26 protein-coding genes are annotated in these 25,324 nt (G+C 72.9%); 15 read left to right on the plus strand and 11 right to left on the minus strand.

Translation table 11 applies throughout. From position 1 onward, the window contains the following. Positions 1-71: 71 nt before the first annotated feature. Positions 72-2,366 (minus strand): LuxR C-terminal-related transcriptional regulator, encoded by a 2,295-nt coding sequence (locus tag ACF0H8_RS12635; protein WP_395289255.1) that lies wholly within the window; start codon positions 2,364-2,366, stop codon positions 72-74. Between the two features lie 107 nt (positions 2,367-2,473). Here ACF0H8_RS12635 and ACF0H8_RS12640 point away from each other — a divergent pair, with 107 nt between their 5' ends. Then, positions 2,474-2,713: a hypothetical protein gene (locus tag ACF0H8_RS12640; protein ID WP_395289256.1), complete on the plus strand. Its 240-nt coding sequence runs from the start codon at positions 2,474-2,476 to the stop codon at positions 2,711-2,713. Beyond that, a complete protein-coding gene (locus ACF0H8_RS12645) occupies positions 2,713-3,240 on the plus strand; it encodes a hypothetical protein (protein ID WP_395289257.1) in 528 nt (175 codons plus the stop codon). The genes ACF0H8_RS12640 and ACF0H8_RS12645 overlap by 1 nt, the downstream gene beginning before the upstream one ends. 64 nt (positions 3,241-3,304) lie before the next feature. Here ACF0H8_RS12645 and ACF0H8_RS12650 read toward each other — a convergent pair whose 3' ends face one another. Next, on the minus strand, positions 3,305-4,231 hold the full coding sequence (locus ACF0H8_RS12650) for a LysR family transcriptional regulator (protein WP_395289258.1): 927 nt from the start codon (positions 4,229-4,231) through the stop codon (positions 3,305-3,307). After that, positions 4,224-4,709: an HtaA domain-containing protein gene (locus ACF0H8_RS12655; RefSeq protein ID WP_395289259.1), complete on the minus strand. Its 486-nt coding sequence runs from the start codon at positions 4,707-4,709 to the stop codon at positions 4,224-4,226. The genes ACF0H8_RS12650 and ACF0H8_RS12655 overlap by 8 nt, the downstream gene beginning before the upstream one ends. Before the next feature lie 130 nt (positions 4,710-4,839). On the opposite strand from ACF0H8_RS12655, the gene ACF0H8_RS12660 reads away from it, so the two are divergent. From ACF0H8_RS12660 to ACF0H8_RS12675, 4 genes are all read left to right on the plus strand, one after another. Beyond that, entirely contained in the window at positions 4,840-5,025 is a 186-nt protein-coding gene (locus ACF0H8_RS12660) for a ferredoxin (RefSeq protein ID WP_395289260.1), read from the plus strand. Beyond that, on the plus strand, positions 5,022-6,191 hold the full coding sequence (locus ACF0H8_RS12665; protein ID WP_395289261.1) for an NAD(P)/FAD-dependent oxidoreductase: 1,170 nt from the start codon (positions 5,022-5,024) through the stop codon (positions 6,189-6,191). Before ACF0H8_RS12660 ends, ACF0H8_RS12665 begins: the two co-directional genes overlap by 4 nt. A gap of 60 nt (positions 6,192-6,251) precedes the next feature. Beyond that, a complete protein-coding gene (locus ACF0H8_RS12670; protein WP_395289262.1) occupies positions 6,252-7,430 on the plus strand; it encodes a cytochrome P450 in 1,179 nt (392 codons plus the stop codon). Between the two features lie 247 nt (positions 7,431-7,677). Beyond that, on the plus strand, positions 7,678-8,400 hold the full coding sequence (locus ACF0H8_RS12675; RefSeq protein WP_395289263.1) for an SGNH/GDSL hydrolase family protein: 723 nt from the start codon (positions 7,678-7,680) through the stop codon (positions 8,398-8,400). Positions 8,401-8,588: 188 nt separating this feature from the next. Here the strand turns inward: ACF0H8_RS12675 and ACF0H8_RS12680 are convergent, their stop codons facing one another. Next, on the minus strand, positions 8,589-8,843 hold the full coding sequence (locus ACF0H8_RS12680) for a PspC domain-containing protein (RefSeq protein ID WP_395289264.1): 255 nt from the start codon (positions 8,841-8,843) through the stop codon (positions 8,589-8,591). Between the two features lie 250 nt (positions 8,844-9,093). Then, on the minus strand, positions 9,094-9,717 hold the full coding sequence (locus tag ACF0H8_RS12685; protein ID WP_395289265.1) for a hypothetical protein: 624 nt from the start codon (positions 9,715-9,717) through the stop codon (positions 9,094-9,096). A gap of 259 nt (positions 9,718-9,976) precedes the next feature. Here ACF0H8_RS12685 and ACF0H8_RS12690 point away from each other — a divergent pair, with 259 nt between their 5' ends. The 5 genes from ACF0H8_RS12690 (at position 9,977) to ACF0H8_RS12710 (ending at position 14,977) form a co-directional block, all read left to right on the plus strand. Further along, on the plus strand, positions 9,977-10,627 hold the full coding sequence (locus ACF0H8_RS12690) for an AAA family ATPase (RefSeq protein ID WP_395289266.1): 651 nt from the start codon (positions 9,977-9,979) through the stop codon (positions 10,625-10,627). A gap of 51 nt (positions 10,628-10,678) precedes the next feature. Beyond that, complete coding sequence (locus tag ACF0H8_RS12695) at positions 10,679-12,103, plus strand: glycoside-pentoside-hexuronide (GPH):cation symporter (RefSeq protein ID WP_395289267.1); 1,425 nt, start codon at positions 10,679-10,681, stop codon at positions 12,101-12,103. An 81-nt stretch (positions 12,104-12,184) separates the two neighbouring features. After that, entirely contained in the window at positions 12,185-13,954 is a 1,770-nt protein-coding gene (gene uidA, locus ACF0H8_RS12700; protein ID WP_395289268.1) for a beta-glucuronidase, read from the plus strand. Positions 13,955-14,030: 76 nt separating this feature from the next. Next, positions 14,031-14,573 (plus strand): hypothetical protein, encoded by a 543-nt coding sequence (locus ACF0H8_RS12705; protein ID WP_395289269.1) that lies wholly within the window; start codon positions 14,031-14,033, stop codon positions 14,571-14,573. After that, positions 14,570-14,977 carry a hypothetical protein gene (locus ACF0H8_RS12710; RefSeq protein ID WP_395289270.1) on the plus strand — a complete coding sequence of 136 codons (408 nt, stop codon included), beginning with the start codon at positions 14,570-14,572 and terminating at the stop codon, positions 14,975-14,977. The genes ACF0H8_RS12705 and ACF0H8_RS12710 overlap by 4 nt, the downstream gene beginning before the upstream one ends. Before the next feature lie 159 nt (positions 14,978-15,136). Here the strand turns inward: ACF0H8_RS12710 and ACF0H8_RS12715 are convergent, their stop codons facing one another. Beyond that, complete coding sequence (locus ACF0H8_RS12715; protein WP_395289271.1) at positions 15,137-16,279, minus strand: hypothetical protein; 1,143 nt, start codon at positions 16,277-16,279, stop codon at positions 15,137-15,139. Beyond that, positions 16,276-16,647: a DUF2784 domain-containing protein gene (locus tag ACF0H8_RS12720; RefSeq protein ID WP_395289272.1), complete on the minus strand. Its 372-nt coding sequence runs from the start codon at positions 16,645-16,647 to the stop codon at positions 16,276-16,278. Before ACF0H8_RS12720 ends, ACF0H8_RS12715 begins: the two co-directional genes overlap by 4 nt. 261 nt (positions 16,648-16,908) lie before the next feature. Here ACF0H8_RS12720 and ACF0H8_RS12725 point away from each other — a divergent pair, with 261 nt between their 5' ends. The 4 genes from ACF0H8_RS12725 (at position 16,909) to ACF0H8_RS12740 (ending at position 20,293) form a co-directional block, all read left to right on the plus strand. Next, positions 16,909-18,324, plus strand: coding sequence for a hypothetical protein (locus ACF0H8_RS12725; RefSeq protein ID WP_395289273.1), 1,416 nt, complete (start codon positions 16,909-16,911; stop codon positions 18,322-18,324). Positions 18,325-18,441: 117 nt separating this feature from the next. Then, positions 18,442-18,948: a phosphatase PAP2 family protein gene (locus tag ACF0H8_RS12730; protein ID WP_395289274.1), complete on the plus strand. Its 507-nt coding sequence runs from the start codon at positions 18,442-18,444 to the stop codon at positions 18,946-18,948. Continuing rightward, positions 18,945-19,826, plus strand: coding sequence for a decaprenyl-phosphate phosphoribosyltransferase (locus ACF0H8_RS12735; protein WP_395289275.1), 882 nt, complete (start codon positions 18,945-18,947; stop codon positions 19,824-19,826). The genes ACF0H8_RS12730 and ACF0H8_RS12735 overlap by 4 nt, the downstream gene beginning before the upstream one ends. Beyond that, a complete protein-coding gene (locus tag ACF0H8_RS12740) occupies positions 19,823-20,293 on the plus strand; it encodes a GtrA family protein (protein ID WP_395289276.1) in 471 nt (156 codons plus the stop codon). The genes ACF0H8_RS12735 and ACF0H8_RS12740 overlap by 4 nt, the downstream gene beginning before the upstream one ends. Here the strand turns inward: ACF0H8_RS12740 and ACF0H8_RS12745 are convergent. From ACF0H8_RS12745 to ACF0H8_RS12760, 4 genes are read right to left on the minus strand one after another with little or no spacing between them, the layout of a single operon-like run. Beyond that, on the minus strand, positions 20,238-20,993 hold the full coding sequence (locus ACF0H8_RS12745) for a decaprenylphospho-beta-D-erythro-pentofuranosid-2-ulose 2-reductase (protein ID WP_395289277.1): 756 nt from the start codon (positions 20,991-20,993) through the stop codon (positions 20,238-20,240). The genes ACF0H8_RS12740 and ACF0H8_RS12745 overlap by 56 nt on opposite strands. After that, positions 20,990-22,339 (minus strand): FAD-binding protein, encoded by a 1,350-nt coding sequence (locus ACF0H8_RS12750; RefSeq protein ID WP_395289278.1) that lies wholly within the window; start codon positions 22,337-22,339, stop codon positions 20,990-20,992. The genes ACF0H8_RS12745 and ACF0H8_RS12750 overlap by 4 nt, the downstream gene beginning before the upstream one ends. Further along, on the minus strand, positions 22,336-23,652 hold the full coding sequence (locus tag ACF0H8_RS12755; RefSeq protein WP_395289279.1) for a glycosyltransferase family 87 protein: 1,317 nt from the start codon (positions 23,650-23,652) through the stop codon (positions 22,336-22,338). Before ACF0H8_RS12755 ends, ACF0H8_RS12750 begins: the two co-directional genes overlap by 4 nt. Positions 23,653-23,708: 56 nt before the next feature. Next, entirely contained in the window at positions 23,709-25,232 is a 1,524-nt protein-coding gene (locus tag ACF0H8_RS12760; RefSeq protein ID WP_395289280.1) for a hypothetical protein, read from the minus strand. Positions 25,233-25,324 lie beyond the last annotated feature (92 nt).

A 25,324-nucleotide genomic window follows, 5' to 3' on the forward strand; every position in this document is an offset into this window, starting at 1 on the left:
TGGGGACGTGGAGCTTGGTCGCGAGCAGCGGGCCTGCCATGAGCGCCTTTCGTCAGAACCTATCGGTGATCTCACTGCTCGTCCGGAGCGGCCATCCACCCGGCAATCTGGGCCCGGGTGCTGAAGCCGAGCTTGTTGAGGATGTTGCGGACGTGGCTCTCGACGGTGCGTTCGGAGATGAACAGCCGCACGCCGATCTCCTTGTTGCTCAGGCCGTCGGCCACCAGCCGCGCGACATCGGTCTCGCGCTGCCCGAGAACTCCGCCGCCACGACGTGACGGCGGGGTGGCCGGAGGCGGAGCCTCACGAAGTGCGAGCCGCGATGCGGCATCTCGGCTGAGCTGCTGACCCGCCTTGAAGTCCGCCGCGAACCTCGACGCGCCGAGCACCGCCTCCACCGATGCCCTGGCGTGCGCAAGTGCGCCGGCCATGCCCGGGTTGACGCTGGCTCCCACCTCGGCGCGCAGGCGCTCCATCGCCCCGAAGAGCTGCGCGGCCAGCCGCGGCTCGCGGGGGCCTGCGCAGCAGGCGAGCCCGCCGATCAGGTAGCACTGGGCCACCCGGTCGTCGAGCTGACGGGCGATGCCGAGACCTTCGGCGAACCGCCGCTCGGACTCACGACGATCCCCGGACATCAACGCGGCGAAGCCCTGGTTCATCAGCATCATGCCCAGGCTGTACAGGTCGCCCGCCGCGCGGCTCAGGCGGGCACCGTCCGAAGCCGCGGACCTGACGGCGTCGAGATCGCCGTCGAGGAGCCCGTTGAGCGCGCGCGCCTGCTGCAGCATGAGCGTCGCCCCGACGTCGTCCAGCCCGCCGGCGGCGACGCGGGCCTCACCGAGCAGCCGTCTCGAGGACGCCCGATCACCGGACATGCTCGCGGCGATCGAGGCCATGGCGAGCGACTGCGCCAGCGCGGCCGGCTGGTGCGCTGACCGGGCCGCGGTGACGCCGCGCTCGAGCACCGGCGCCGCAGCCCCCGGGTCGCTCTGCAGCACGGCAAGGAACCCACGGGCGAAGTACGGCCATGGCTGGCCGGCAGGGGCTGGGGCTAGGGCGAGCAGCTCGTCGAGCCAGCGCACGCCCTCGGTCGTCGCGCGCGTGACCCAGTACCAGATCAGGCAGGTGGCCAGCTCGATGCCCCGTCGAGCGTCGTCCTGGTCCAGGCACCTGCGGAGGACGGCTCGTACGTTGTCGATCTCCAGCTCCATCCAAGGGAGCCACTCGAGGAGCCGGTGCCGTCCCTCCGCCGCGAAGCGCCGGCACCGCGAGAGGTAGTACTCGGCGCAGCGCTCCTCGACGACGGCGACCTCGCCCGCCTCGCGCAGCTCGAGACGCGCGTACTCCCGCATCGTCTCGTGCATCCGGTAGCAGGCGGCACCGGCCGCGTCCTCCCGGATCACCAGCGACTTGTCGAGCAGCGACGACACCAGGTCCAGCGCGCTCGCCACCGGTACGTCGTCTGAGCAGCACACCGCCTCGACGTCCTCCAGCGTGAAACGACCCGCGAACACGCACAGCCGCGACAGCAGCGTCCGCTCGGCCGGCGCCAGCAGGTCGTAGCTCCACTCGATGGTGGTGCGCAGGGTCTGGTGGCGCGAGAGCGCGGCCCGGCTGCCGCCCGTGAGCAGGACGAACCGGTCGCTCAGGCGGTCGCGGATCTGCTCGGGCGTCAGCGCCCGCGTCCTGACCGCCGCCAGCTCGATCGCCAGGGGCAGCCCGTCGAGCCGGCGGCACAGGTCGACGACCGCCGCCCGGTTGGAGGCGACCAGCTCGAAGCTCCCCGACGCTGCCTCCGCCCGGTCGGCGAAGAGCCTGACCGCCTCGTTCTCGCGGAGGCGGGCGAGCGGCTCGCCGGGGTGGGGAGAGGGGAGCTGGAGCGGCGGGACCGGGACCACGTGCTCACCGGCCACCGAGAGCGGCTCCCGGCTGGTCACCAGCACCCGCACCCCGGGCGCCGACGCGAGGAGGTCGCCGACGAGCTGTGCGGCGGCGTCGAGCAGGTGCTCGCAGTTGTCGAGGATCAGCAGCAGCTCCTTGTCCTCGAGGTAGGAACGGAGCAGGGCCACCGGCTCGACCGCGGCCTGGTCGCGGAGGTCGAGGGCGGCCAGGACGGCGTTGCCGACCAGCCCCGGGTCCCGGAGCTCGGAGAGCTCGACCAACCAGGCACCGCCGGGGAATCCGCGCCTGAGGTCGGTCGCGGCGCGCACCGCGAGGCGGGTCTTGCCCACGCCGCCCGGCCCGACGAGGCTGACCAGACGCCCGGCCGTCAGCTTCTTCCTGACGTCGGCCAGCTCGTGGCGGCGGCCGACGAAGCTCGTCGCCTCGGCGGGCAGGTTGCCCAACCGGTGGGCGGAACTGGGCACAGGACCGAAGGTACTGCGGTCCCCGGGCGCTCCACACCACTTCATTCAGTACCCGACCCGGGATTCCACTGATGGCAGCGCCCGGTGCCCTCCCTAGCGTCGTGTCCGTGAGCGCCGAACATCCCACCCAGCGGGTCGAGGTTCGATTCGTCGGCCGGCCGCCCGTCCGGCAGATCGGGTGGGCGGCCGGCGTCAGCGAGGTCGAGACCGACGGCCCGATCGTGCGCTGCCTCGTCACCGGCAGCTTCCAGCCCTTCCTGGAGGCGCTGCGCGGTCACGAGGTCATCACCCTGCGGTCGACCCCGACGGTCGCAGCGAGGTCAACACGAGTCGAAGGAGAGCTGTGATGAATTCCGTTGTGGGCGCGACGCCGCGCCGGCTGGCACGTACAGGAGGAAACCACGCGAAGGGCACCACGCCGGCGGACCGGGTGCCGCTGTGGCGCCTCTACGCGTTGAGGGTCGGGTACCTCATCATCGCGGTCGGGCTCGCCGTGACGCAGTGGCCGGTGCTCGTCAACCACGCCCAGCCGTGGCCCCTCATGGACAGCGTCGTCGTCTGCATGCTCGTCGCGATGTCGCTCCTGGCCCTCCTGGGGATCCGGTACCCGGTGCAGCTGCTGCCCCTGCTGCTGTTCGAGACGGCCTGGAAGCTGATCTGGCTCGCCGTCGTGGCGCTGCCGCTGTGGACCGCCGACCGCATGGACCCGGCCACCTGGGAGACGGCCTTCGCCTGCCTCTGGGTCGTCATCGTTCTCGCCGTCATCCCCTGGCGCCACGTGATCACGCACTACGTCACAAAGCCCGGTGACCGGTGGCGCCGCGGTCCTTCTCGCCCGGCCGACGCCGGCTCTGCCGTCGTCGGTTCCCGGTGACGTCGGCCCGGGACGGGCGACGCGGGTGCGCCACACGACGTCGTCCGTCCGCCGGCGCCGACCCCTACAGCGACTCGGCGGCCTCGAGGAAGATCCCGCGCAGCCAGCTCTTGAACTGGTCGTCGGCGAGCCACGGGTTCCAGACCATGTCCATGCCGAGGGTCGGGATCGGGAAGGGGAACTCCTCGACGCGCAGGTTCAGGTGGCTCATGGCGGTGGCAGCCCGGTACCGGTGAAGGGCCACCCCGCCGGCACCGGCGACCAGCTCCGGGATCAGCAGGTTGTCGGTGACGCGGTGGCGGACGGTGTAGGTCACTCCCTGCGCGTCGAGAACCTCGTAGGGACGGTACCGGCGCGGCGACGCGTCGAAGGCGATGTGCGGCAGCGTCGACAGCAGCTCGGTGGCGCTCGCGGCCGCCGGGGCGCCCGAGTTCGCGATGACCACCCATCGGTCGTCGTACAGGCGCTCACGGGGGTAAGGCGAGGCGGAGCCCTCGGAGAGGAGCACCAGGTCGGCCCCATCCTCGGTGAACATCTCGCTGGACGGCGTCGTCGCGATGCGCAGCCGGAGCGCCGCGTTCGGCGCACGCTCCGCCAGCAGGTTCACCACCCTGCTGCCGATGACGAGGGCCGTGCTGCTCGTCATCGCCACGGTGATCACCCGGCGGTCGACGGCCGGATCGAACGGTGCGGAGCTGACGACCTGCGCGGTCTGGTGCAGCGCGCGCCGCAACGGCCCCAGGAGGGTCACGGCCCGCGGGGTGAGCGTCATCCTGCTGCCCTGCCGCACGACGAGGTCGTCGCCCATGAGACGCCGCATCCGGCGCAGCGCGTGGCTCATCGCGGGCTGCGACATTCCGACTCGGGCCGCCGCCCGCGTCACCGACCGCTCTTCGAGGAGGGCGAGGAGCGGCACCAGCAGGTTGAGGTTGACCGACGCCAGGCGGGCGAGGTCCGCGTCCGATGCGGACGCGTCGCGGGCGCTAACCACGGCGCGGCGGCAGCGACATGCGGAGCGGGCTCAGCGGCTCCCCGACACGGTACTGACCGCCGAGCAGGAGCCGCCCGTGGCCGGTCAGCGACGCCGTTGCCTCGACGTGCGAGGAGCCGTCGTCCGCGCACTCGTGGCGGCCGACCGCGAGCTCGGCGAAGGGCACCATCTTCTGCGGGTCTCGGCTCGCGCGGTCACGGATCAGCAGCGTCCCGCGCCGGCCGTCAAGCTCCACGCGCGGATCGCGCAGCTCGACGTCCAGGGCGCCCCAGTGCCCGGTGAGGCGCACGGTCCCGAGGAGCTCCACGCTCATGCTCCCGACCTCGGAGCCGGCCGCCTCCCCGGCCAAGGGGAACCAGAAGCCGGCCGCCGAGCGGGAGGCGGGAGCGAGCGCCTCGACCATCCCGTCGTCGAGCGCCTCGACATAGGACACCAGGCTGTCCTTGATCGTCCAGCTCAGTCCCGGCGTCGTCGCCATCCCCGACCCAACTTTCACTCGGTGCATGTAGGTGATGCCAAGTATTCATTTGCCTGACACTGTGGCAAGCTACACACTTCTGTGTAAAGCAGGGTCGGCAACGCCGCGACCACGCCCAGTGGAGGGACCAATGAAGATCATCCTCGACCGACCGCGCTGCGAGGGCCACGGCCTGTGCGAGGAGGCCGCGCCGCAGCTCATGCACCTCGACGACGACGGCGAGCTCGTCCTGGACGTCGAGACCGTCGACGCCGAGCTCGACGCCGCGAAGGCCGCGGTGCGGGTCTGCCCCGTCGCCGCGCTCCGGATCGCATGAGCACCCGACCGCTGAGGCGCGTCGTCGTCGTCGGCAACGGCATCGCCGGCCTCACCGCGAGCGACTCCCTGAGGGCCGCCGGGTTCGACGGCGAGCTCACGGTGGTCGGCGACGAGCGCCACGCGCCGTACAGCCGCCCCGCCCTGTCGAAGGCCGCGCTCCTCGACGCCGACGACATGACGTCACACCACCTGCCCGCTCCGACCCACGAGGCGGTTGAGATCCTCGGCGTGCGCGCGTCGCGGCTCGACGTCGAGCGCAAGGTCGTGGTGCTCGGCGACGGCACCGGCCTCCCGTACGACGCGGTCGTCATCGCCACGGGCTCGCGGGCCCGGCGCCTGGGGCGGGGCGATCTCGCCGGCGAGCTGACGCTGCGCAACCTCGACGACGCGGTCACGCTCCGCCGCCGCCTCGCAAGCCGGCCGACGGTGGTCGTCGTCGGGGGCGGCGCGCTCGGGATGGAGATCGCCTCCGGGTGCCTCGCCGTCGGGTGCGAGGTCACGCTCGTCTCGCGCGACCGCCCGCTCGTCCACCAGCTCGGCCCGTACCTGTCCGACGTCTTCGCCGCCGCCGCCGACCGGCACGGGCTGCGCCACGCGGCCTCCCACGCGGTCGGGGTTCGTGACGCCGGCGGCCACCCGCAGGTGGTGCTGGCCGACGGGTCGGTCCTCGAGGCCGAGCTCGTGGTCAGCGCGGTCGGCGACGACCCGAACCTCGAGTGGCTGGCGACGAGCGGGCTCCTGACCGACGGCAGGCTCACGGTCGACACCCGTGGGCGGGTCCGGCCCGACGTCGTCGCGGCGGGGGACGTGGCGACGATCCTCACCAGGCGGGGCGTCGGCCGCGTCCCGCTGTGGACCAGCGCCATCGAGCAGAGCAAGATCGCGGCGACGGCACTGGTCAGAGGGGACGACGCCCCGCAGCTCGACCTCCAGCCGTACTTCTGGACCGAGCAGTTCGGCCTCAACCTCAAGGCGAGCGGCTTCCTGCCGCTGGCCGGTCCGCCCGAGGTCGTCGACGGCGACCCGCACGACGGCGCGGCGCTCCTGCGCTGGGCGCGCGACGACGGTTCGGGCACCGCCGTCGCGCTCAACTACCGGATCCCCGTGCCGCGGCTGCGCCGCCTGAGCGCCACCGCGCCCGCAGCCGTCTCGCCCGCCGCCTGACCCTGCCCACCCCCGACGACCCGCGACGGTGCGGGTTTCCTTCCAACCCCGAGGTGCCTGATGACTGTGGAAACGCTGGCTTCGTCCAATCTCGACCTCTTCGCCGACGAGGTCCTGCTCGACCCCTACCCGCACTTCGCCCAGCTCCGGGAACAAGCCGCGGTGGTCCGGCTGCCCACGAACGACGTCTGGGCCCTGACGCGCTACGAGCACATCCGCGAGGCGCTGGCCAGCTGGGCCGTCTTCTCCTCCAACGCCGTCGCGTTCAACGACCAGATGAACCAGGCGCTCGCCGGGACCAGCCTCGCCACGGATCCCCCGGACCACCAGGCGCTGCGGAGCGCGCTCACCGAGAACCTCTCACCGCGTGCGCTCCGCAAGCTCAAGGGCGACATCGACGCCAAGGCCGACGCGCTCGTGGCGCGCCTCGTCGAGCGCGGATCCTTCGACGCCATCGACGACCTCGCCCGCGAGCTGCCCCTGCAGGTCGTCGCGGACCTCATCGGTGTCCAGGGCGAGGCCCGCGCCAACATGCTGCGCTGGGCCGACGCCGCCTTCAACGTGCTCGGCCCGATGAACCAGCGCACCGTCGAGAACTTTCCGATCGCCGGCGAGCTCTTCCAGTGGTCGCTGCAGGTGCAGGCAAAGGACCTGGCCGAGGGCTCCATGGGGCGCGCCATCTTCGACGCCGGCGAGCGCGGCGACATCCCGCGCGAGAGCTGCGGCCACATCATCCACCAGTACGTCGGGGCGGGGACGGACACGACGATCGCGTCGATCGGCAACGCCCTCGCGCAGCTCGCCGCACACCCCGACCAGTACGAGCTCCTCCGCCAGGATCCGTCGCTGATCCCCTCGGCGTTCAACGAGGTCCTGCGCTACGAGGCGCCGGTCCACGCCTTCGGCCGGCTCGTCAAGGAGGACGTCGAGGTCGACGGGACGCTCATCCCCGCCGGCTCGCAGGTTGCCATCCTCTTCGGCTCCGGCAACCGCGACCCGCGCCACTACGAGAACCCGGACGCCTTCGACGTCCGCCGGAACCCGGTCGACCACCTCTCCTTCGGCTACGGCGTGCACGGCTGCGCGGGGCAGGGACTCGCCAGGCTCCAGGCTTTCGCGGTCCTCGAGGCGCTGACCCGGCGGGTCCGCCGGTTCGCCGTGGGGCAGCCGGAGCGTCACCTCAGCAACATGACCAGGAGCCTCGACAAGCTGCCGGTGGTCGAGGTCGAGCCCGTGTGAGGCAGGCTCGACCGGCGCTGGTGCGGCTCTGGGCCGGGCGCGCTCGATGCGAGCATCCTGGAAGCATGGCTGTGCGGGAGGGAGTGCTGCGCGGCGGGCTCCCGTGAGCGCCACATCGCCCGTACCTCGGCCGGGTCGGTGATCGGGGGCGGGCCGGGGCATTCCGGTGCCGGTCGAGACACGGAGGCGCACCGGCCGCTGGGCGCGGGGTGCGGCGGCGTCATCCCGCCGGCATGGAGGGATAGCGGTGCAGCCTGGTGAAGGCGTGGAGGACGCCGGCGCCTACGTCGCCCTGGGTGACTCCATCTCGATCGACACCTACGCGGGCGGGCCCGGGCGCGGCGGGGCGAGCCTGCTCGCGCGCAACCGCGACGACGATTTTCCCGCCTGGCACGGCAAGGACCTCGCCGGTATGCCCTTCCACCTCCTCGCCACCGACGGCGCCACGACGGCGACGCTCCTCGAGGTCCAGGTGCCGCGGGTGGCGGCGCTGAGACCGTCCCTCGTCACGTTGACGATCGGCGGCAACGACCTGCTCGCCGCCTACGGGCGCACCCGGGCGGCGCGGCGCGCGGTGGCGTCGGTGCGGGAGGGGCTCCGGCGCACCCTCGGCGTTCTGGGAAGCCTCTCGCCCGTCCCGCGGGTGGTCGTGGGGACCGTCTACGACCCGACCGACGGCACCGGGAACGCCGCCGCCCTCGGCCTTCCGCCGTGGCCGTCGGCTCTCAGCGTCCTGGCGGAGCTCAACGAGGCGCTCCGGGCGGGCGCCGCGGAGCACGGCGCCGCGGTGGCGGAGATCCACCGCACCTTCCGCGGGCACGGCCTGGCCAGGGGCGACCCCGCCCAGCCCGACCCACGCCCCGCCGATCCGGGGCTGTGGTACTGCCACGTCATCGAGCCGAACGCGTGGGGCGCGAGCGGTGTGCGCGCCGCCTTCTGGGAGTCGCTCCGGGGACGTCCGTGGAGATGACGCCCGGCCTGAGCGCTCCGCTGTTCGTCGACGGTGACGACATCGCCGCGGTGGCGGTCCGGGCCCTGACGACGGACGAGCACCTCGGCGAGGTGCTCAAGCCCGGACACCGCGTGACCTCGTCGGCTCGGTACCGCGCGCGACTCCGTCGACATGGACCGAACTGGGGGGTGCGGCTGACCGCGTGGTCAGCGGACCGGTCGGCCTCCGGCGAGCAGGTTCTCGAGCGGGATGGAGCCGTCCTGAGAGGGCAGGAGCAGCCACGCGAGGAGGTAGGTGCCGATCCCGATCCCGGGGATGAGGAACAGGACGAGCGTGAGGACGCGGACGGCCCAGACGTTGAGGCTCGCCGCGCGGGCGATACCCCCGCAGACGCCGCCGACGATGCGGTCCGGGCCGCGACGGAAGCCGGAGCGACGGATGGTGTCGAAGAAGGTTCCCATGACATCGACGCCAGGGGTGCGAGACGCCGCAGGGAACACGTCCGAGGGTCCTTCCAGGGCGAACCCTGACAAGAATCAGGGGCACCCCGACGCCGAGACCTCCGGCCGTCGGCGTGGCCCGATCAGCCACGCACCTGACGGACGACGGCCAGGACCTCGGCGTCGAAGGCAAGCACGGGCCGACTGCGACAGGCTTCCGTCCGGTCGAGGATCGCGCGCAATCTACTAGGATCTCGTGTTCAGCGTTTCCCTAGTTCTTGCCCCACCGCAGGACGGTGGGCCGCTCGACGTCGCTCATCTCGATGACGATGTCGGAGCGGGACAGGGGGTCCACCGCGTCGGCGTAGATCCGCAGGGCCGGCAGGTAGCGTTCGGTGTAGCGGGCCTCGATTGCTGCGTCGGGTTCCTCCAGCGTGGAGGTGAGCGCCAGGATGTGCTGGACGGTCACCTCTTCGGGCACGGTGAGGTAGACGGTCAGGTCCCACAGGTCTGCGAGCTCGGGCCGCTGGAGGGTCATGCCGTCGACGAGGAGCACGGAGTCCCGTGCGTCGAAGTCGGGTGCCCCGCCGGCGATGGCGCGGATCTGCTCCAGGTCGTAGATGTTCTCGTAGAGCCAGCGCGGGTCGGCCGCCCGCTCGGAGCGACGGAGCTGGATCGGGATGAGCAGGTGGTCGGCACTGAACCGGTGCACTTCGGCGCCGTCGCCCAGCAGCGGCCTGAGCGCGTCGTCGAGGTCGCGTGAGAACGTCGACTTGCCGGCGCCGTCCGGGCCGTCGACAGTGACCCGGACCATGCCGTCGCCGACGCGCTGCGCGAGCTGTCGGGCAAGGCGGTCAAGGATGCGACTGCGGGAAGCGGACGTCGTTGTCTCCATGCGGGTGATGCTAGGCGGATGGTCTCCCCGTCGCGACGAGAGTCCGACGTCGTCGCACAGGACCTCGACGTGGCGAGTGCGCGCGCAGCCGGCGGGCCCCGTCCCGGAGGCGGACCCCACTCCTGCCTCCCGTCGCGCGAGGGGCCGGGCCCCGTGGTGCCGGGCTCAACCAGTCCGCGGGAGTGCGACGGGCCTGCGCGAGCATGATGCACCGGGGGCCGCTACCCTGCGGGCAGCGCACGTCGACGAGGAGGTCGCCATGTCCGACCGTGCAGCCGTGGAGGATCCGACGCGCGCAGCGGGCCCGACCGCCTCCAGCAAGCCCGTCGTCACGATCTTCGAGCACTACGGCGCGGGCGCGACCTACGTCGGCCAGAGGGTGGCGGAGGCGCTGGGCCTCCCCTTCCACCGCCAGGCCTTCAGCTCCGAGGACCTGGAGGCGGGAGAAGACGCCACGTTGGAGCGCAACGCCGTTCTCGCGACCGTCTACTCGGCGATGGGCGGGGCCTACGGCGGCTTCGACACCCGGGACGTCGTCGCCACCCAGCAGCAGAAGTACGACCTCGTCATGGAGAACAACCGGGTCGTACGCACCTACGCGGACGAGGGCGGCGTCATCGTGGGCCGCAACGCCGCGGTCATCCTCGCGGACAGGCCCAACACACTGCACGTGCTGCTCACCGGCGCTCTCGAGGACCGCGTCCGGCGGGCCGCGCAGGAGGCGGGCATCCCGCTCGAGCGGGCGGCGCGGCGGCAGGAGCGCGAGGACGAGGTGCGTGCGCAGATGTCCAAGGTGCTCTACGGCTGGGATCCCCGGCTCCCTGACCGTTACGACATGGTCATCAACACGAGCAGGATCAGGCTCGACGCCGCCGCCGAGGCCATCGTCAACGCCATCAGGACCAGGTGAACCGCCCCTTCCACCCGTCACGAAGCGCCGACGGCGAGACAGGAGCTGAGCATGGACACCACCGCATCAACGGCAGCAGTCGGGATCGCCGCCCCCAGAAAGCTGACGCTCCGGAACTATCTCGCGTACGCCGCCGGCGACGCGGCGAACAACCTGTCGTTCACGATGGCGGGGATGTTCCTGATCCTGTACTACACGAACGTCGTGGGGATCGAGGGCGCGGTCATCGGGACGATGTTCCTCGCCGTCCGGTTCGCCGACGCCTTCACCGACCTCATAGCCGGGCGCGCGGTCGACGCCAAGAAGGCCGGAAAGCTCGGCAAGTTCCGGCCCTTCATCCTCTGGTTCTCCCTGCCGCTGCTGCTCACCAGCATGGCCATCTACTCGGCGCGAACCTTCTTCCCCGACATCTCACCCGGTGCCGCGGTCGCCTACATGTACGTCACCTACCTGCTCATGGGGTCGGTGTTCTACACGCTCGTGAACATCGCGTACGGCTCGATGGCGCCCGCCATCACCCAGGACCCGGTCGAGCGAGGCCGGCTCGCCGCGTTCCGCGGCTACGGCGCGGCGTTCGCGATCCTCGGCCTGGCCTTCGCCATCGCCCCGCAGATCCGGGCGAACATCGAGAACCCGCTGGCGCTCCAGCGGTCGTTGTTCCTCACCACCGCCGCGTTCGTCGTCGTCGGCATGGCGCTGTACCTCTTCCTCGTCTTCAACACCCGCGAGCAGGTCGCCCGGCCCGCGACGCCCGTGTCGATGAAGGACAGCCTCAAGACCTTCACGACGAACAAGCCGCTGATCTGGCTGTCCCTCGGCGCGGTCCTCTTCCTCACCGCTGTGACGGCGCTGAGCACCCTGAGCTCCTACATCGCCATCTACGTCCAGCAGAATCCGCAGTACATCGCGTGGAACATCCTCGCCCAGACCGCGGCCATCGCGGTCGTCGGGCCGCTGATCCCGGTGATCGTTCGCACCGTCGGCAAGCGCGCCGGCTACGTCGCCTTCGGCGTCGCCACGATCGTGGGCGCGGCGGTGCTCGCGCTGTCGCCGCTGTCGTCGGTCCCGCTGCTCGGGCCGGTGGCGTTCTTCCTCATGGGCCTCGGCATCAACGGCGTCAACACGCTCATGTGGGCGCTGGAGGCCGACACCGTCGAGTACGGCGAGTGGCGCACCGGCAACCGCACCGAGGGCACCACCTACGCGGCCTTCTCCTTCACGCGCAAGATGGGCCAGGCGCTCGGCGGTTTCGTCGGCGGCTTCGCGCTTACGTGGGCCGGATTCAGCGCCGCCCGCGCCTCCACCGGGGAGCCGCAGGAGGCCGGGGTGGCCGAGGCCGTGCAGCTGTGGACCGGCGGCATCATCGCCGGCTTCGCCCTGCTGTCCCTCGTCGTCATGGCCTTCTACCCGCTGACCGAGTCCCGATTCCGCGAGATCACCGCCGAGATCGCCGCCCGGCGCGCGGCCGCGACATAGCGATGACGCGTTCGATCCTTGCCGGCGGCAGGTGCCGGTGGGTGAATGGGCCGATCCGCACTCTGATCGAGGAGGAATTCCATGCTGCGTCCTGAGGACACCGCCACCCGGGAGAAGAAACGGCTCGACGGCCTGTGGAGCTTTGCCCTCGACCCGGACGGTGAGGGCCGCCGGGCGGGCTGGCAGCGGGGGCCGCTGCCGGGCAGGTGGTTGATGGCGGTCCCTGCCAGCTTCAACGACGTGGTCGCGGACGCGGCGGTGCGCGAGTACTTCGGCGACGTCTGGTACCAGACCGTCACGCGAGTGCCGCGCGGCTGGGCGGGCGAGCGCATCGTGCTGAACTTCGAGTCCGCCACCCACCGGGCGGTGGTGTGGGTGGGCGACAACCAGGTCGCCGAGCACGAGGGCGGCTACACCCCGTTCGAGGCGGACCTCACCGACCTGGTCACTCCGGGCGAGGAGGCGCGCATCACGGTCGTCGTGAACAACACGCTGAGCTTCCAGACCATACCCCCGGGCGTCATCGAGGAGACCTCCAGCGGCAAGAAGCAGCGGTACTGGCACGACTTCTTCAACTACGCCGGCCTGCACCGCTCGGTCTGGCTCTACAGCACCCCGCCGGCGTACGTCTCCGACATCACCGTCGTCACGGGGCTGGACGGCGCCACCGGCACGGTGCAGTACGCGGTGGAGACCGAGGGCGGGGCCGCGGACGTCGCCGTCGTGCTCCGCGACGCCGACGGCGCCGAGGTGGCGACCGGCTCGGGCGCCTCTGGCACGCTCACCGTGCCCGACGTGCACCGCTGGGCTCCCGGGGACGGCTACCTCTACGACCTGGAGGTCAAGCTCCTCGACGACGGCGCGACGGCGGACAGCTACTCCCTGAAGGTGGGCGTGCGGACCGTGGAGGTGCGCGGCACCGAGTTCCTCATCAACGGCGAGCCGTTCTACTTCAAGGGCTTCGGCATGCACGAGGACCACGCGGTGATCGGCAAGGCCCACAACGACGCCCACCTCGTCAACGACTTCGAGCTGCTGCGCTGGGTCGGGGCGAACTCCTTCCGCACCTCCCACTACCCCTACTCCGAGGATGTGCTGGAGCACGCGGACCGCCAGGGCATCGTCGTCATCGACGAGACCGCCGCCGTCGGGCTGAACATGGGCATCGGCGGCGGCATCTTCGGCGGCCAGGGCTACACCACGTTCTCCCCCGAGACCGTCAACGACGCCACCCAGGAAATCCACGCGCAGGCGATCCGCGAGCTCATCGCGCGGGACAAGAACCACCCCAGCGTCGTGCTCTGGTCGATCGCCAACGAGCCGGAGTCCGAGACCGAGGCGGCCGAGAACTACTTCCGTCCCCTCTTCGACGTCGCCCGCCAGGCCGACCCCACCCGCCCGGTCGGGTTCGTCAACGTCATGCTCGCCCCGCACGGCAAGTGCCGCGTCTCCCAGTTCGGCGACGTGCTCATGCTCAACCGCTACTACGGCTGGTACGTCGACACCGGCGACCTCGAGGCGGCCGCCAAGAACTTCAAGGCCGAGCTCGACGGCTGGGCGGGTGAGGGCAAGCCGATCATCATCACCGAGTACGGCGCCGACACCTACTCGGGCCAGCACAGCATCCTTCCCGAGCCGTGGTCGGAGGAGTACCAGGTCGCCTACCTCGACACCAACCACGCCGTGTTCGACAGCGTGGAGGCGGTCGTGGGCGAGCACGTCTGGAACTTCGCCGACTTCGCCACCACCTCCGGCATCATGCGGGTGGGCGGCAACAAGAAGGGCGCCTTCACCCGCGACCGCCAGCCCAAGGCCGCCGCGCACGCGCTGCGCAGACGGTGGCAGCGCTGACACCGGCCGTGGTCCGGTGCCATCGGCAGCATCGGCAGCCTTGTCCAGTCGAACGTGTGTTCGATACGATGACCCGGTGTCCCCCGGGCCCACGATCCTGCATGCCGATCTCGATGCCTTCTACGCCTCGGTCGAGCAGCTGCTGGACCCGGGCCTGCGTGGCCGTCCCGTGGCGGTGGACATCCTCGGCGACGTCACACCCGCGATCCAGCGCATCTCGATCGACGAGGCGTTCCTCGACGTCTCCGGCTCCACGCACCTGTTCGGCCCGCCCTCGGCGATCGGTGCCCGGCTCCGTCAGCGCGTGCGCGTGGAGGTCGGCCTGCCGATCTCGGTCGGCGCCGCCCGGACGAAGCACCTGGCCAAGATCGCCTCTCAAGTGGCCAAGCCGGACGGTCTGGTCGTCGTCGAGCCCGAGCGGGAGCGCGAGTTCCTCGATCCGTTGCCGGTCGGCCTGATGTGGGGCGTGGGCCCGGTGACGCAACGTCGCCTGGCCGACCGCGGCATCTGCACCCTCGGCGACCTCGCGCATTCACAGGCCTCCACGTTGGAGCGACTCCTGGGGCACGCGACCGGCGCCTGCACGCCCTCGCGCTCAACGAGGACCCGCGCCGAGTGACGACCGCCCGCCGGGCGGGATCGCTCGGCGCGCAGTCGGCGATGGGGCGCTGCCGGCCCACGCCCGAGCTCGTCCGCACCATCCTCGGGCACCTGGCCGAGCGCGTGGCGGGCCGACTTCGGGCCAAGGCCCGGGCGGGGCGCACGATCACGGTGCGGGTCCGGTTTCCCGGGATGCGTTCGGTCACCCGTTCCCACACCCTGCGGGCCGCCGTCTCGGCGACGCTCACCATCACCGAGGTGGCCGAACAGCTCGCCTGGCAGGCCATCCGAGACCAGCGCGCGGCCGCCGTCGAGATCACCCTGCTTGCCGTGTCCGTCTCGAACCTCACCCTCGAGCGCGGCGTCCAGCTCGAGCTCGACCTGCCGCCCCAGGACCCGTGGCGCCCCGGCTCGACGGAGTGATCGGCACGGCGGGCCCTCGACCGATCCATGGACGACCTGCGCGCCCGGTTCGGGCGCGAGGCGGTGGGCTACCTGCCCTCCACCCTGCGGCGCCCGGGCGGCGTCCCCGAGGGCTTCCGCGAGCTCGCCGAACGCGATCTCTGACGGGCGCGTCCCGAGCTACGACCGTCGGCCGCCGCGGACGGATGCTGCGGCACCGCGCTCAGGCGGGGCTTCGTGTGGCCGAGCTGCAGCGCGCGCCCACCGTCTGGCATCGATGGGGAACACCCACCGGCGCCCCGGCCACTCGGTGACGCACCACAGCTCCTCGCCAGGGCGCGACCAGTCCAGGTCCTCCGGGCCCGTCGGCAGCACACCTCGATGGCGGTGGAGGTGCCCCGGGGAGCCGACGTGGAGGTCACCGGGGTTGCCCTCGCCGGTGCTGGCGGTGACGAACCAGGTGGTCCCGTGGACGGCGACGCCCTGCATGCGGTGCGGCTGGTGCTCGTACACGTCCAGCGGCGCCCAGCGGCCGTGGTCGTCGAACGCGGGCGACCCGGTCACGGGGTCCAGAGGGTACCTGGCCAGCCGCGGCATCGTGCCCGTGCGGCCGTACTCCCCGACGACCAGGTTCAGGCGTCCCTCGACCTGCCCCACGGACAGGAACGAGTAGCGCAGCCGCCGCGGTCCGGCACGCGGCCGGACCCGCAGGCGCAGCGCCTCCGGCAGCACGTAGTCGTACCCGAGGGCCCCGCCGGTGGGTCGCAGCCCCAGCGTGCGGGTCCCCGCGCCCGACCAGGGCAGCACCTCGTCCAGGCGGCGCCGGGGCGCGCGCATGACGTCGTCGAGCCGGAAGATGCGCACCCCGTGCAGCGTGTCCGCGACGTACAGCAGGCCGCCGACGACGGCGATCCCGCCCGCGTGGACCCGGACGCCGCCCAGGGTCAGGACCCGCAGCCGCCGGCGCGCCGAGACGAGCAGGACGTGCCGGTACCGGGGCCACTGGGGGTCGCGCCGGTCGACCACCGAGATGCGTGAGCCTTGGGTGCGGACGAGCCACCGGCGCCGGGCGTACCAGCTGACGAGCAGCACATCACCCGACCGGGTGCATGCCACGCCCTGCGGTGTCCACGACGGGTCGTCGCCGTCCCGGTCGGCCCAGGTGAACCCGTCTCCGGCCGCCCCACCCGGCACCTCGCAGGGTCGCGCGGCCTGGTTCAGGTCGCCCAGCACGCCGTCGAGCCCGACCCGCGGCAACCGCCCCGACAGCGCGGCCACCGTGCGGTCCCGCGGCGAGGTGCGCCGCAGGGCGTACCGGTTCACGCAGGGCCGGCTGGTGAGCCACGCCCGTGCCGACGTCTCAGCACGACGACGTACGACGTCAGAACGAGGGCAAGCATCGTCAGCCACACGGCGACCTCGTACTGCGCAGGGTAGAGGGCGTCCCGCAGGTAGTGGGCGGTGAAGCTGCCCTCGTACGGTGTCCGGCCGGCGCGGCCGAGCAGCCACTTCTCGGCTGCGGTCAGCGGGCATCCGATCTGCGTCGTCGTGACCACCACCGACCAGACGGTCGAGACGATGTGCGGCCACAGCCAGGCACGCCGGCGCAGCGCCAGGAAGCCGCCGAACGCGGCGTAGGCGAGGTAGGCCAGGTGCAGGACCACGACTCCCGCTGCCAGCGACGCTGCCACAACTGGAAATGTACGCCTGTGGCCGCCCGGGACCCAGACCCACGATCGGTGGGCCGACCGACCGATGACCCGAGCGCGGCACGGCTCGTCGCGGCGGACCCGGGGCGCTTAGATCGGGGTGTGACCGCGCCGAGGCGACCATCCGCCGTCGGGCTGCCGTCAGGGCCCGCTGTGCGGCCCGGGCGCCCGGTGGCCGGCGCCACCACGCCCCGGTTCCTCGTACCGCTGTGCCTCTGCGTGGTGCTGGCGCGGGCAACGTACGTGCTGCAGCCGCTCCGCAACGACGAGGCGGGATACCTGCTGGTGGCGCGCCAGTGGCACGCGGGCGGGGAGTTCCTGTACGGCGACTACTTCGTTGACCGGCCGCCGCTGCTCATGGCGATCTTCCGGCTGGCTGCGCTCACCCAGTGGGACGCCGCGATCCGGGTGTTCGCCATCCCCTTCACCCTGCTGTTCGTGCTGGCCGCCTGGCACGCGGGCACGCTGCTCGCCGGCCGGTCCGGTGGGCGCTGGGCGGCGTCCGCCGGCGCCGCGGTGATGTGCTGCCCGATGATGGCCGCCGACCACGCGGACGGCGAGCTGTTCGGCGCCGCGCTGGTGATGGCGAGCCTGGCGCTGGGGCTCGCGGCGTGGCGGTCGGGCCCGACGAGGCGTCAGCCGTGGCTCGCCGGATGGGCCGGTGCGCTCGCGGCGGCGGCCCCCCTCGTCAAGCAGAACCTCCTCGAGGGCGTGCTGTTCCTGACCCTCCTCGTCGTCGTCGCCGCCGTGGCGCGGCGCCGGGTCGGGCGGCGCGAGCTGCGCGTCGCGACGGCGGCGGTCCTGGGAGCGCTCGTCCCGACCGGCGTCGCGGGCCTGCTCGTGGTGGCCGCCGGCGTCGACCCTGGCGCGCTGTGGCACGACCTGGCCGGGTTCCGTCGTGCCGCGCTCGAGGTGATCTGGTCCAACCGGCCCCGGGCCACGATCGACCGCGCAGTCATGCTCGTCGCCGTCGGTGTCGTCACCGGGCTCCTGGGCATCGTCGGGACCTGGTGTGCCGCGGCTCGCCCGGCACTGCGCCGAGCCTCGCCGGAGCACTGGGCCGTCACCGGGCTCCTGCTGTTCGGGCTCGCCGCGATCGCCGCCGGCGGGAGCTACTGGCCGTCGTACCTGCTGCAGCTGGGGCCCGCAGCGGTGCTCGCCGTCGCGATGGTCGCCCCCTCCCCGTCCCGCGGCGGCCGCTGGATGCGGACCACGGCCCGGATGCTGGTCGGCGCCGCCGTCCTGGGGACGCTGGTAGCGGTCGTGGCCTACGCGGTCGTCCCCCGCCTCTGGTTCCAGCAGCGGACGGGCGAGTGGCTGGCCGCCTCCGCGTCGCCCGGGGACACGGCGTTCGTGGCCTACGGGAGCCCGTCGGTGCTCGAGGCGGCGGACCTCGCGTCGCCCTATCCCTATCTGTGGAGCTTGCCGATGCGCACGCTCGACCCCGACCAGGAGCGCCTGCGAGCCACGCTTCGCGGCCCACAGGCACCGGCGTGGATCGTGGAGATCAACGGCTTCAACTCCTGGGGCATCGACGCCGGCTCGAGGCTGCGCGACCTGGTCACCGAGCGCTACCGCGTCGTGGCGGACGTCTGCGCCAGTCCGGTGTGGCTGCGGGAGGACCTGACCAGGCGGCTGGCGCCACCACCGCGCTGCTGAGCCGCGGGCGCGGCTACGGGCCGCGACACCTCCCGCCGGCGCCGGCGAGGCATCGAGACTGACGGGCGGCCGGCCGCCGGACGTGCGATATCCGCCGGGAGGGCCGATGGTTGGTGCGTGTCCGACGACGGGGTCAACACGGAGCTGCGGCTTCTGCTGGGCGTCCAGCGTGTGCTCGGCGTGCCCGGCGCTCTCACCGCCGCGCGCGTCCTCGGCGCGGCGGGGGAGCACGCCGCAGTCTGGCTCGCCGTGGGGACCCTCGGCGCGCTCGCGGACGCCCCACGCCGGGCGGAGTGGGTGCGTGGGACGGGCGTCGTTCTCGCCGCCCACGCCGTCAGCGTCCTGGCCAAGCGGCTGGTCCGGCGGGCCCGCCCGGTGCACGCGGACCTGCGGGTCCACCCCGGTCCGGGCGGGCGCTGGGGCATGCCGTCGTCCCACGCGGCCTCGACGACCGCGGCCGCCGTCGTGTTCGGGCGCCTCCTGGGCACGCGCGCCACGCTGGCCCTGCCCCCGGTGATGGGTCTGTCGCGGCTGCTGGTAGGCGCGCACTTCCCCAGCGACGTGCTGGTCGGGTCTGCCGTCGGCGCGCTGGCCGCCGCCGCCCGCGGGACGGTGACCCGGTGACCGCCACCGGCTTGCAGGTCACGAGCGGGCTCCTCGCGGCGGTGCGCGTCCGGCACTGGACCAAGAACGCACTCGTGCTGGCGCCGCTGCTGCCGGCTGCCGACCGGCTCAGCCCCCAGGCCCTGCTCGGCGCGGCGGGTGCGTTCGTCATATTCTGCCTGATCTCCTCGGCGATCTACCTGGTCAACGACGTCGTGGACGTCCAGACGGACCGGGCGCACCCGGTCAAGCGGCACCGGCCCATCGCGGCCGGCACCGTCTCCCCCCGGACGGCGCTCGGGGCAGCCGGCGCACTCGCGGTCGCCGGCCTCGCCCTGGCGTCCGTGCACAGCGTGGAGCTGCTGCTCGTGGCAGCGACCTACGTGGCCGTCCTGCTGGCCTACTGCCTGTGGCTCAAGCGGGAGCCGGTGGTCGAGCTCGGGATCGTGGCCTCCGGCTTCCTGCTCCGCGCCCTCGCCGGAGCCGTCGCCGCGAGCATCCCGCTGTCGCCCTGGTTCCTGCTGGCCGCCGGCTTCGGTTCCCTCTTCGTCGCCGCCGGCAAGCGCTACGCCGAGGCACAGCGGGCCTACCAGGGCGCGGAGACAGTACGCACGGTCGTGCGGGCCTACAGCCGCAGCTACCTGCGGTTCGTGTGGACGACGGCGGCCGCCCTCGTCATCGCCACCTACGCGCTGTGGGCGTTCCAGGTGCACAACCAGCGGGACTCCGCGTGGAGCATGGTCTCGACGGTTCCGTTCGTGGTCGCCGTCCTGCGCTACGCGATCAACGTCGATGCCGGGCACGCGGAGGAGCCGGAGGACGTCATCCTCCACGACCGCATGCTGCTGGCACTCGGGGCGCTGTGGGTGGTGCTGCTCCTCCTGGCGGTCTTCGCGTGATCACGGGCCGTCTCGCCGGGGAGGCCGGCCGCTTCTGGGTGGTAGGCGGGCTCGCCTACGCCGCCGACCTGCTCGTGTTCAACGTCCTCCTCCTCCAGGCGCACGCGCCCTCCGTCCCGGCGAAGGTCGTCTCCAGCGTGGTCGCGATCGCCGTGGCGTACTCCGGCAGCCGCTGGTGGACCTGGCGTGACCGGCGCAGCCCCGACCTGGCCGGCGAGCTGCTGCGCTTCGTGCTCGTCAGCGCGGTCGGGGCGGGCCTGCAGGTGCTCTGCCTGGTCCTGGCCCGGGAGCTCCTGGGCCTGCGCAGCCCGGTCGCGGACAACATCTCCGGCAACGTGGTGGGCATGGCGGTCGCGACCGCTTTCCGCTTCTGGGCCTTCCGGACCGTCGTCTTCCGCGGAGGAGACGAGCTCAGACCGGCAGACGGCGGAACACCGGTCCGGGAAGGTGGCGCAGCAGGGCCATGACGGCCCGCAGCGCCGGGGGCGCCCAGATCGTCTCCGGCCCGTGCTGCAGGCGCCGCACCACGAGCGCCGCCACGTCATCGGGGTCCACGGCGAGGGGGGCCGGCCTCCGCCCCCGCGTCATCGCGCTGCGGACGAACCCCGGCCGGACCACGAGCACCCGCACCCCCGCCGGGCGCAGCGCCTCCCGCAGCCCCGTGTAGAAGGCGTCCATCCCGGCCTTGCTCGCCCCGTAGACGAAGTTCGAGCGACGGGGCCGTTCCGCCGCGACCGACGACATGGCCACGACGACGCCGTGCCCCTGCGCCTCCAGCCGGCGGGCGAGCAGGACTCCGACGCTCACCGCCGCGGTGGTGTTGACCCCGACCAGCCGGACCGCTGCGGCGTGATCGCGCCAGGCGAGCTCCTGGTCCCCCAGGATGCCGAAGGCCACGAGGGCGACGTCGATGTCCCCGCCGGCGAAGGCCGCCTCGATCACGGCCGGGTGGGACGCGACGTCCTCGGCGTCGAAGTCGAGCGCTACCACCTCGTGCCCGGCGCCGGACAGCGCCGCCACCGCCTCGTCCCGGCGCGGGGAGGGGCGCGCGGCCAGCACGACCCGGGCCGGACGCCGCGCGACGAGCGCCCGCACCAGCGCCAGCCCGATGTCGGAGGTCCCGCCCAGGAGCAGGACGGACTGCGGGGTGCCCACGGAGTCGATCACAGGCCCAGTCTCCTCGACAGGTCGGAGGCGAACACGCCGTCGGGGTCGACCTGCCGGCGCACCTGTCGCCAGCGGTCGACGTCGGGGTACATGCGCTCGAAGGTTCCCGGGGCGACCCGGGAGTCCTTGGCGAGGTACAGCCGGCCACCGGCACCGAGAACCAGGTCGTCGAACCGGTCCAGGAGCGTGGCCAGCCCCGGTACGACCGGCAGGTCCAGGGCGAGCGTCCAGCCGGGTGCGGGGAAGGACAGCGGAGCGGGGCTGCCCTCCCCGAACCGCTTGAGCACCGCGAGGGAGACGACCACGCGTTCGCGGTGGAGCAGCTCCAGGACGTGCCGGACGACGGCGTGCCGTTCGAACGGGACGACGAACTGGTACTGCACGAACCCGCGCGGGCCGTACAGCCGCGGCCAGGACTGCACGACGTCCAGGGGGTGGAAGAACGGTCCGATGCCCTGGAGGGCGCGTCGTCGTCGAGCGGGAGCCTTGTGGTACCAGGTCTCGTTCAGCGCGCGCACGCTGGCCCGGTTGACCAGCGGGGTCGGGACTGTCACCGGCACCGCCGGCGCCCGGCGCGGACCGAACCCGAGCGCACGGTCCTGCAGTCGGGCGGGCAGCTGGTCCCGTCGGGCCGGCCAGCCACGTGTCAGGACCGACCGGCCCATCGACGCCCCCCGCGCCAGGCAGTCCACCCAGGCGACGGAGTAGGTGTAGCGCTCGTCGTCGTCGGTCATGCGGACCATGAGGTCCTCCAGGTTCGCGGCGCGCTCGGAGTCCACGACCACCCAGGAGGTCTCCACCGGCATCATCCGCAGGGTCGCACGCAGGATCACCCCGGTCAGCCCCATCCCGCCGACCGTGGCCCAGAACAGATCGGCGTCCTCGTGCGGGCCCACGTGCCGCACCGAGCCGTCCGCGAGCAGCAGGTCCAACCCCTCGACGTGGCGGGAGAAGCTGCCGCGGACGTGGTGGTCCTTGCCGTGGATGTCCGCGGCGATCGCCCCCCCGACGGTCACCTGCCGCGTCCCTGGGGTGACCGGGACGAACAGCCCCAGCGGCAGCAGTGCGCGCAGGAGGTGCTCCAGGGTGACGCCCGCCTGCACGGTGACCACGGCGTGCTCGACGTCGACCGACAGCACGCGGTCCAGGCCCACGAGGCTGACCACGGTGCCGCCGGCGTTCTGGGCGGCATCACCGTAGCTGCGCCCCAGGCCCCGGAGCGCCACCCCGCGTTCGCCACGCTCCCCCAGCGCGGCGACGACGTCGTCGACGTTCCGCGGGTGCACGACCCGCGCGACGCTCGGCGCCGTCCGGCCCCACCCCGTGAGGCTCTGCCTGGTCGTCATCCCTCTCCTCGTTCCCGCGCCACGCCCTCGTCCGGGGGCTGCCGGGGACCTCGTCCCGCCGACCACCCGAGCCCCAGCATGGCCGGACCAGCCCGGACGGCAACCCATGCGCACGTGAGCAGGAGCAGGAGCCAGCCCCACAGGGGCCGCAGCGCCAGCACGGAGTCGAAGGTTCCGCCAAGGCCTGGCGAGGGCCACTCCCCGGCGCTCCAGAGCGCGTAGACGCCCGCCCAGGCGGGCCAGGCCCGGACCAGGCTCCCGGGCAGTACGACGGTCACCAGGAGCGGCAGCAGGTACAGAGAGTAGTTCGCCCAGCTGAACGACGACGCCAGCAGGCCGCCGAGCAGCAGCAGCGGCATCACCTCCAGGGGCGCCAGCGGGCCGTGACGACGCCGCCAGCCGAGGCCCACGGCGACGGCGAACGCTGCGACCCTCAGCACGCCACCCACCGGTCCAGGCAGACCCAGCTCCTCGACGGCGGCTTGCAGGGAGCGGTCGTAGCGGTGCAGCTCGGGGCGGTTGCCGTCGCCCAGCATCGGCAGCACGTCGGTGAGGAAGACCCTGCCGTCCGGGACGAGCAGGAACCCGAGCACCGTCAGGACGGCCCCGACGCCGACGGCCACCAGCGTCACCCGCACCCGCCGCAGCAGGAGCGCGCCGAGGACCAACGGCGTCAGGGTGGGCTTGACCGCGCAGACCACCCCCAGGAGGGCGCCGGCCGCGACGTCCCGGCGGGCGACGAGCGCCCGGATCATGACCACCTGGGCGAGCGTGAGGAGGACGTCGAGGTTGCCCTGGTGCAGCAGGCCCTGGACGGGACGGCTGAGTGCGGCGGCCAGGAGCACGCCGGCGGTCAACGGGGACCGCCACGCGACGCCCACCAGGCCGAGGACCAGCACGACCGCCGCGACCAGGGCCGCGAGGCTGACCAGCGTCATCACGACGACCGCACCGCGGAAGGGCAGGACGCCCAAGGGCGCGAGGGCCCAGCCCGCCAGCGGCGGGTAGATGAAAGCCAGGTCGGGGTCGTACAGGGGCCCGCCGGACAGCAGCCGGCGCGAGCCGCTCCACAGGATGTGCAGGTCGTGGGCCGGGCCGACGGCCCCCACCCAGCCCGCGTGCAGCAGGACGAGCACCGCCGTCGGCCAGAGCACGACGCCGGCAGCCCGCCGCCCGCCGGTCCCGACCTTGGGCTCGGGTCCCGCCCTCCGGTCGGACTCGGCCCGCCCGCTCGCCGCCGTCCGCCGGCCCGCTGCCCCCGGGGAGCTGACGTCGGTCGGGGCGGTCCCGGGACCCTGCCCTTGGCCCTTCATGCGGCGACGTCCGTGCCCAGCGGGCCGTGCGCCCCCCTTACCTCCGAGCCCCGCACTCACCGGGCGAACACCATGAGGTGGTAGCCGCAGCGGAGGTCCCCGCTGGCGACGTGCACCAGCGAGAAGTCCTCGCCCTCGGGGTGCGTCCGCAGGGCGTTCTCCGTGGGGTACGCGGGGTCGAACCGGTACGGGTCCCGGCTGGCCAGGATCAGCAGGTCCGGCCGGCGTTCGTGGACGACCTCGGCCCGCTGCCGGGGAGTGAGCGGCCCGGTCCGCTGGATGAGCGGGTCGTTGAGCATGAAGTTGTCGATGGCCGTCCTGCCGCCGGCCCGGGCGGGCACGTAGCCGGCGTCGGAGATCGCGAAGGTGGTGTCCGGCGGGGTGCTGGTGACCAGCCAGCCGACGACGTCCTCGCGGGCGCCGACCCGGCAGGACATGTAGCCCTGCTGCCAGCGGTCGACGTCGCGGAGCGCGCCGGGCAGCACGACCGATGCCGCCGCGGCCACCACAGCGGCCAGGGCCGCCGCTGCCGCCGTCCGGCGGCGCGCATCCATGACCAGGCGAGCGGCCAGGGCAGCGACGGCGACCCCGGCAAGTAGCGCCACCTGGGGCCAGACCGGCATGAAGAAGCGGCTGAACGCGTTGGCGCTGTCCCGGGTGCCGATGGAGCCGGCGAGGTAGACGACGACCGGGACCGCCAGCAAGAGCCGGCGTCCACGCAGCAGGACCGCCCCCGCGAGCGCGAGCACGAGGACCAGGATCGAGTGATCGAGGAACTTCTGCAGGACGCCGAAGGTCTCCCCCGTGCCGGACTTGTACAGCACCGAGTTGGGCAGGAGGTGACCGTAGACGCCGAGCCGGACCGCCTCCAGGACCGCCTGGGAGAGCACCGGCAGACCGCCGACGACGGCGAGGTGGCGCATCGCCGTGCCGCGGGTGCCGCGCCGCAGGAGCCCGGGTGCCTCCCCCAGCGCGGCCAGGGCGAGCCCGGCGACGAGCCCCTCCGGTCGTAACCAGGGCAGCACCGCCAGCAGGGCACCGGCGAGGAGGGGCCGGCCGCCGTCGGGACGAGCCAGCTGGATCGCGGCCGCGGTGAGCACGGCGGCGGTCATCGTGGTCTCCAGGCCGCCGACCGCCCACAGCGCGAACGGGGCGCTGACCCCCGTCAGGACGGCGCCGGACACCGCGGCCGGCTCTCCGACCACCGCCCGTCCGGCCCGGTGCACCAGCACGATGCACGCCAGCCCCGCCAGCACACCCAAGGCCCGCGCCGCGGACACGGCGGACCACCCGGCGACGTCGGCCAGTGCCTCGACGTAGACCAGGAGCGGGTTGCTGAAACCCTCGACGCGCGGGCCGTCAGGGTTCCACGCCGCTCCGGCGCCGGCAGCGAGGTTCTCGGCGTAGCGCACGGAGATCCAGGAGTCGTCGGTGACGAAGCCGCGCAGCACCCAGCAATAGACCGCGAAGACCGCGCAGGACAGCGCCGTGACCGCCGGGGCCAGGAGCGGCCGAGGTGGGCCGGGCCCGGGCGTGGCGCTCCGGGACGACCCTTCGCGGGCTGCGGAGACAGCGTGCACGGCGGCTCCTGCTGGTGGCGCCCTCCCGCCCGTGCAGGATCTCGGCGGTGACGGGAAGGTCGAGAAACTGGTAACCGGATCGCGTTGTAGTG

The sequence above is a fragment of the Georgenia sp. AZ-5 genome (genome assembly GCF_043952095.1).
In the GTDB taxonomy this organism is placed as follows: domain Bacteria; phylum Actinomycetota; class Actinomycetes; order Actinomycetales; family Actinomycetaceae; genus Georgenia.

Excerpts from the sequence above, each read along its gene's own strand:
- ACF0H8_RS12645 (WP_395289257.1), top strand. The coding sequence starts at position 2,713 with ATGAATTCCGTTGTGGGCGCGACGCCGCGCCGGCTGGCACGTACAGGA.
- ACF0H8_RS12655 (WP_395289259.1), bottom strand. The coding sequence starts at position 4,709 with ATGGCGACGACGCCGGGACTGAGCTGGACGATCAAGGACAGCCTGGTG.
- ACF0H8_RS12660 (WP_395289260.1), top strand. The coding sequence starts at position 4,840 with ATGAAGATCATCCTCGACCGACCGCGCTGCGAGGGCCACGGCCTGTGC.
- ACF0H8_RS12665 (WP_395289261.1), top strand. The coding sequence starts at position 5,022 with ATGAGCACCCGACCGCTGAGGCGCGTCGTCGTCGTCGGCAACGGCATC.
- ACF0H8_RS12670 (WP_395289262.1), top strand. The coding sequence starts at position 6,252 with ATGACTGTGGAAACGCTGGCTTCGTCCAATCTCGACCTCTTCGCCGAC.
- ACF0H8_RS12680 (WP_395289264.1), bottom strand. The coding sequence starts at position 8,843 with ATGGGAACCTTCTTCGACACCATCCGTCGCTCCGGCTTCCGTCGCGGC.
- ACF0H8_RS12685 (WP_395289265.1), bottom strand. The coding sequence starts at position 9,717 with ATGGAGACAACGACGTCCGCTTCCCGCAGTCGCATCCTTGACCGCCTT.
- ACF0H8_RS12690 (WP_395289266.1), top strand. The coding sequence starts at position 9,977 with ATGTCCGACCGTGCAGCCGTGGAGGATCCGACGCGCGCAGCGGGCCCG.
- ACF0H8_RS12695 (WP_395289267.1), top strand. The coding sequence starts at position 10,679 with ATGGACACCACCGCATCAACGGCAGCAGTCGGGATCGCCGCCCCCAGA.
- uidA (WP_395289268.1), top strand. The coding sequence starts at position 12,185 with ATGCTGCGTCCTGAGGACACCGCCACCCGGGAGAAGAAACGGCTCGAC.
- ACF0H8_RS12750 (WP_395289278.1), bottom strand. The coding sequence starts at position 22,339 with ATGACGACCAGGCAGAGCCTCACGGGGTGGGGCCGGACGGCGCCGAGC.
- ACF0H8_RS12755 (WP_395289279.1), bottom strand. The coding sequence starts at position 23,652 with ATGAAGGGCCAAGGGCAGGGTCCCGGGACCGCCCCGACCGACGTCAGC.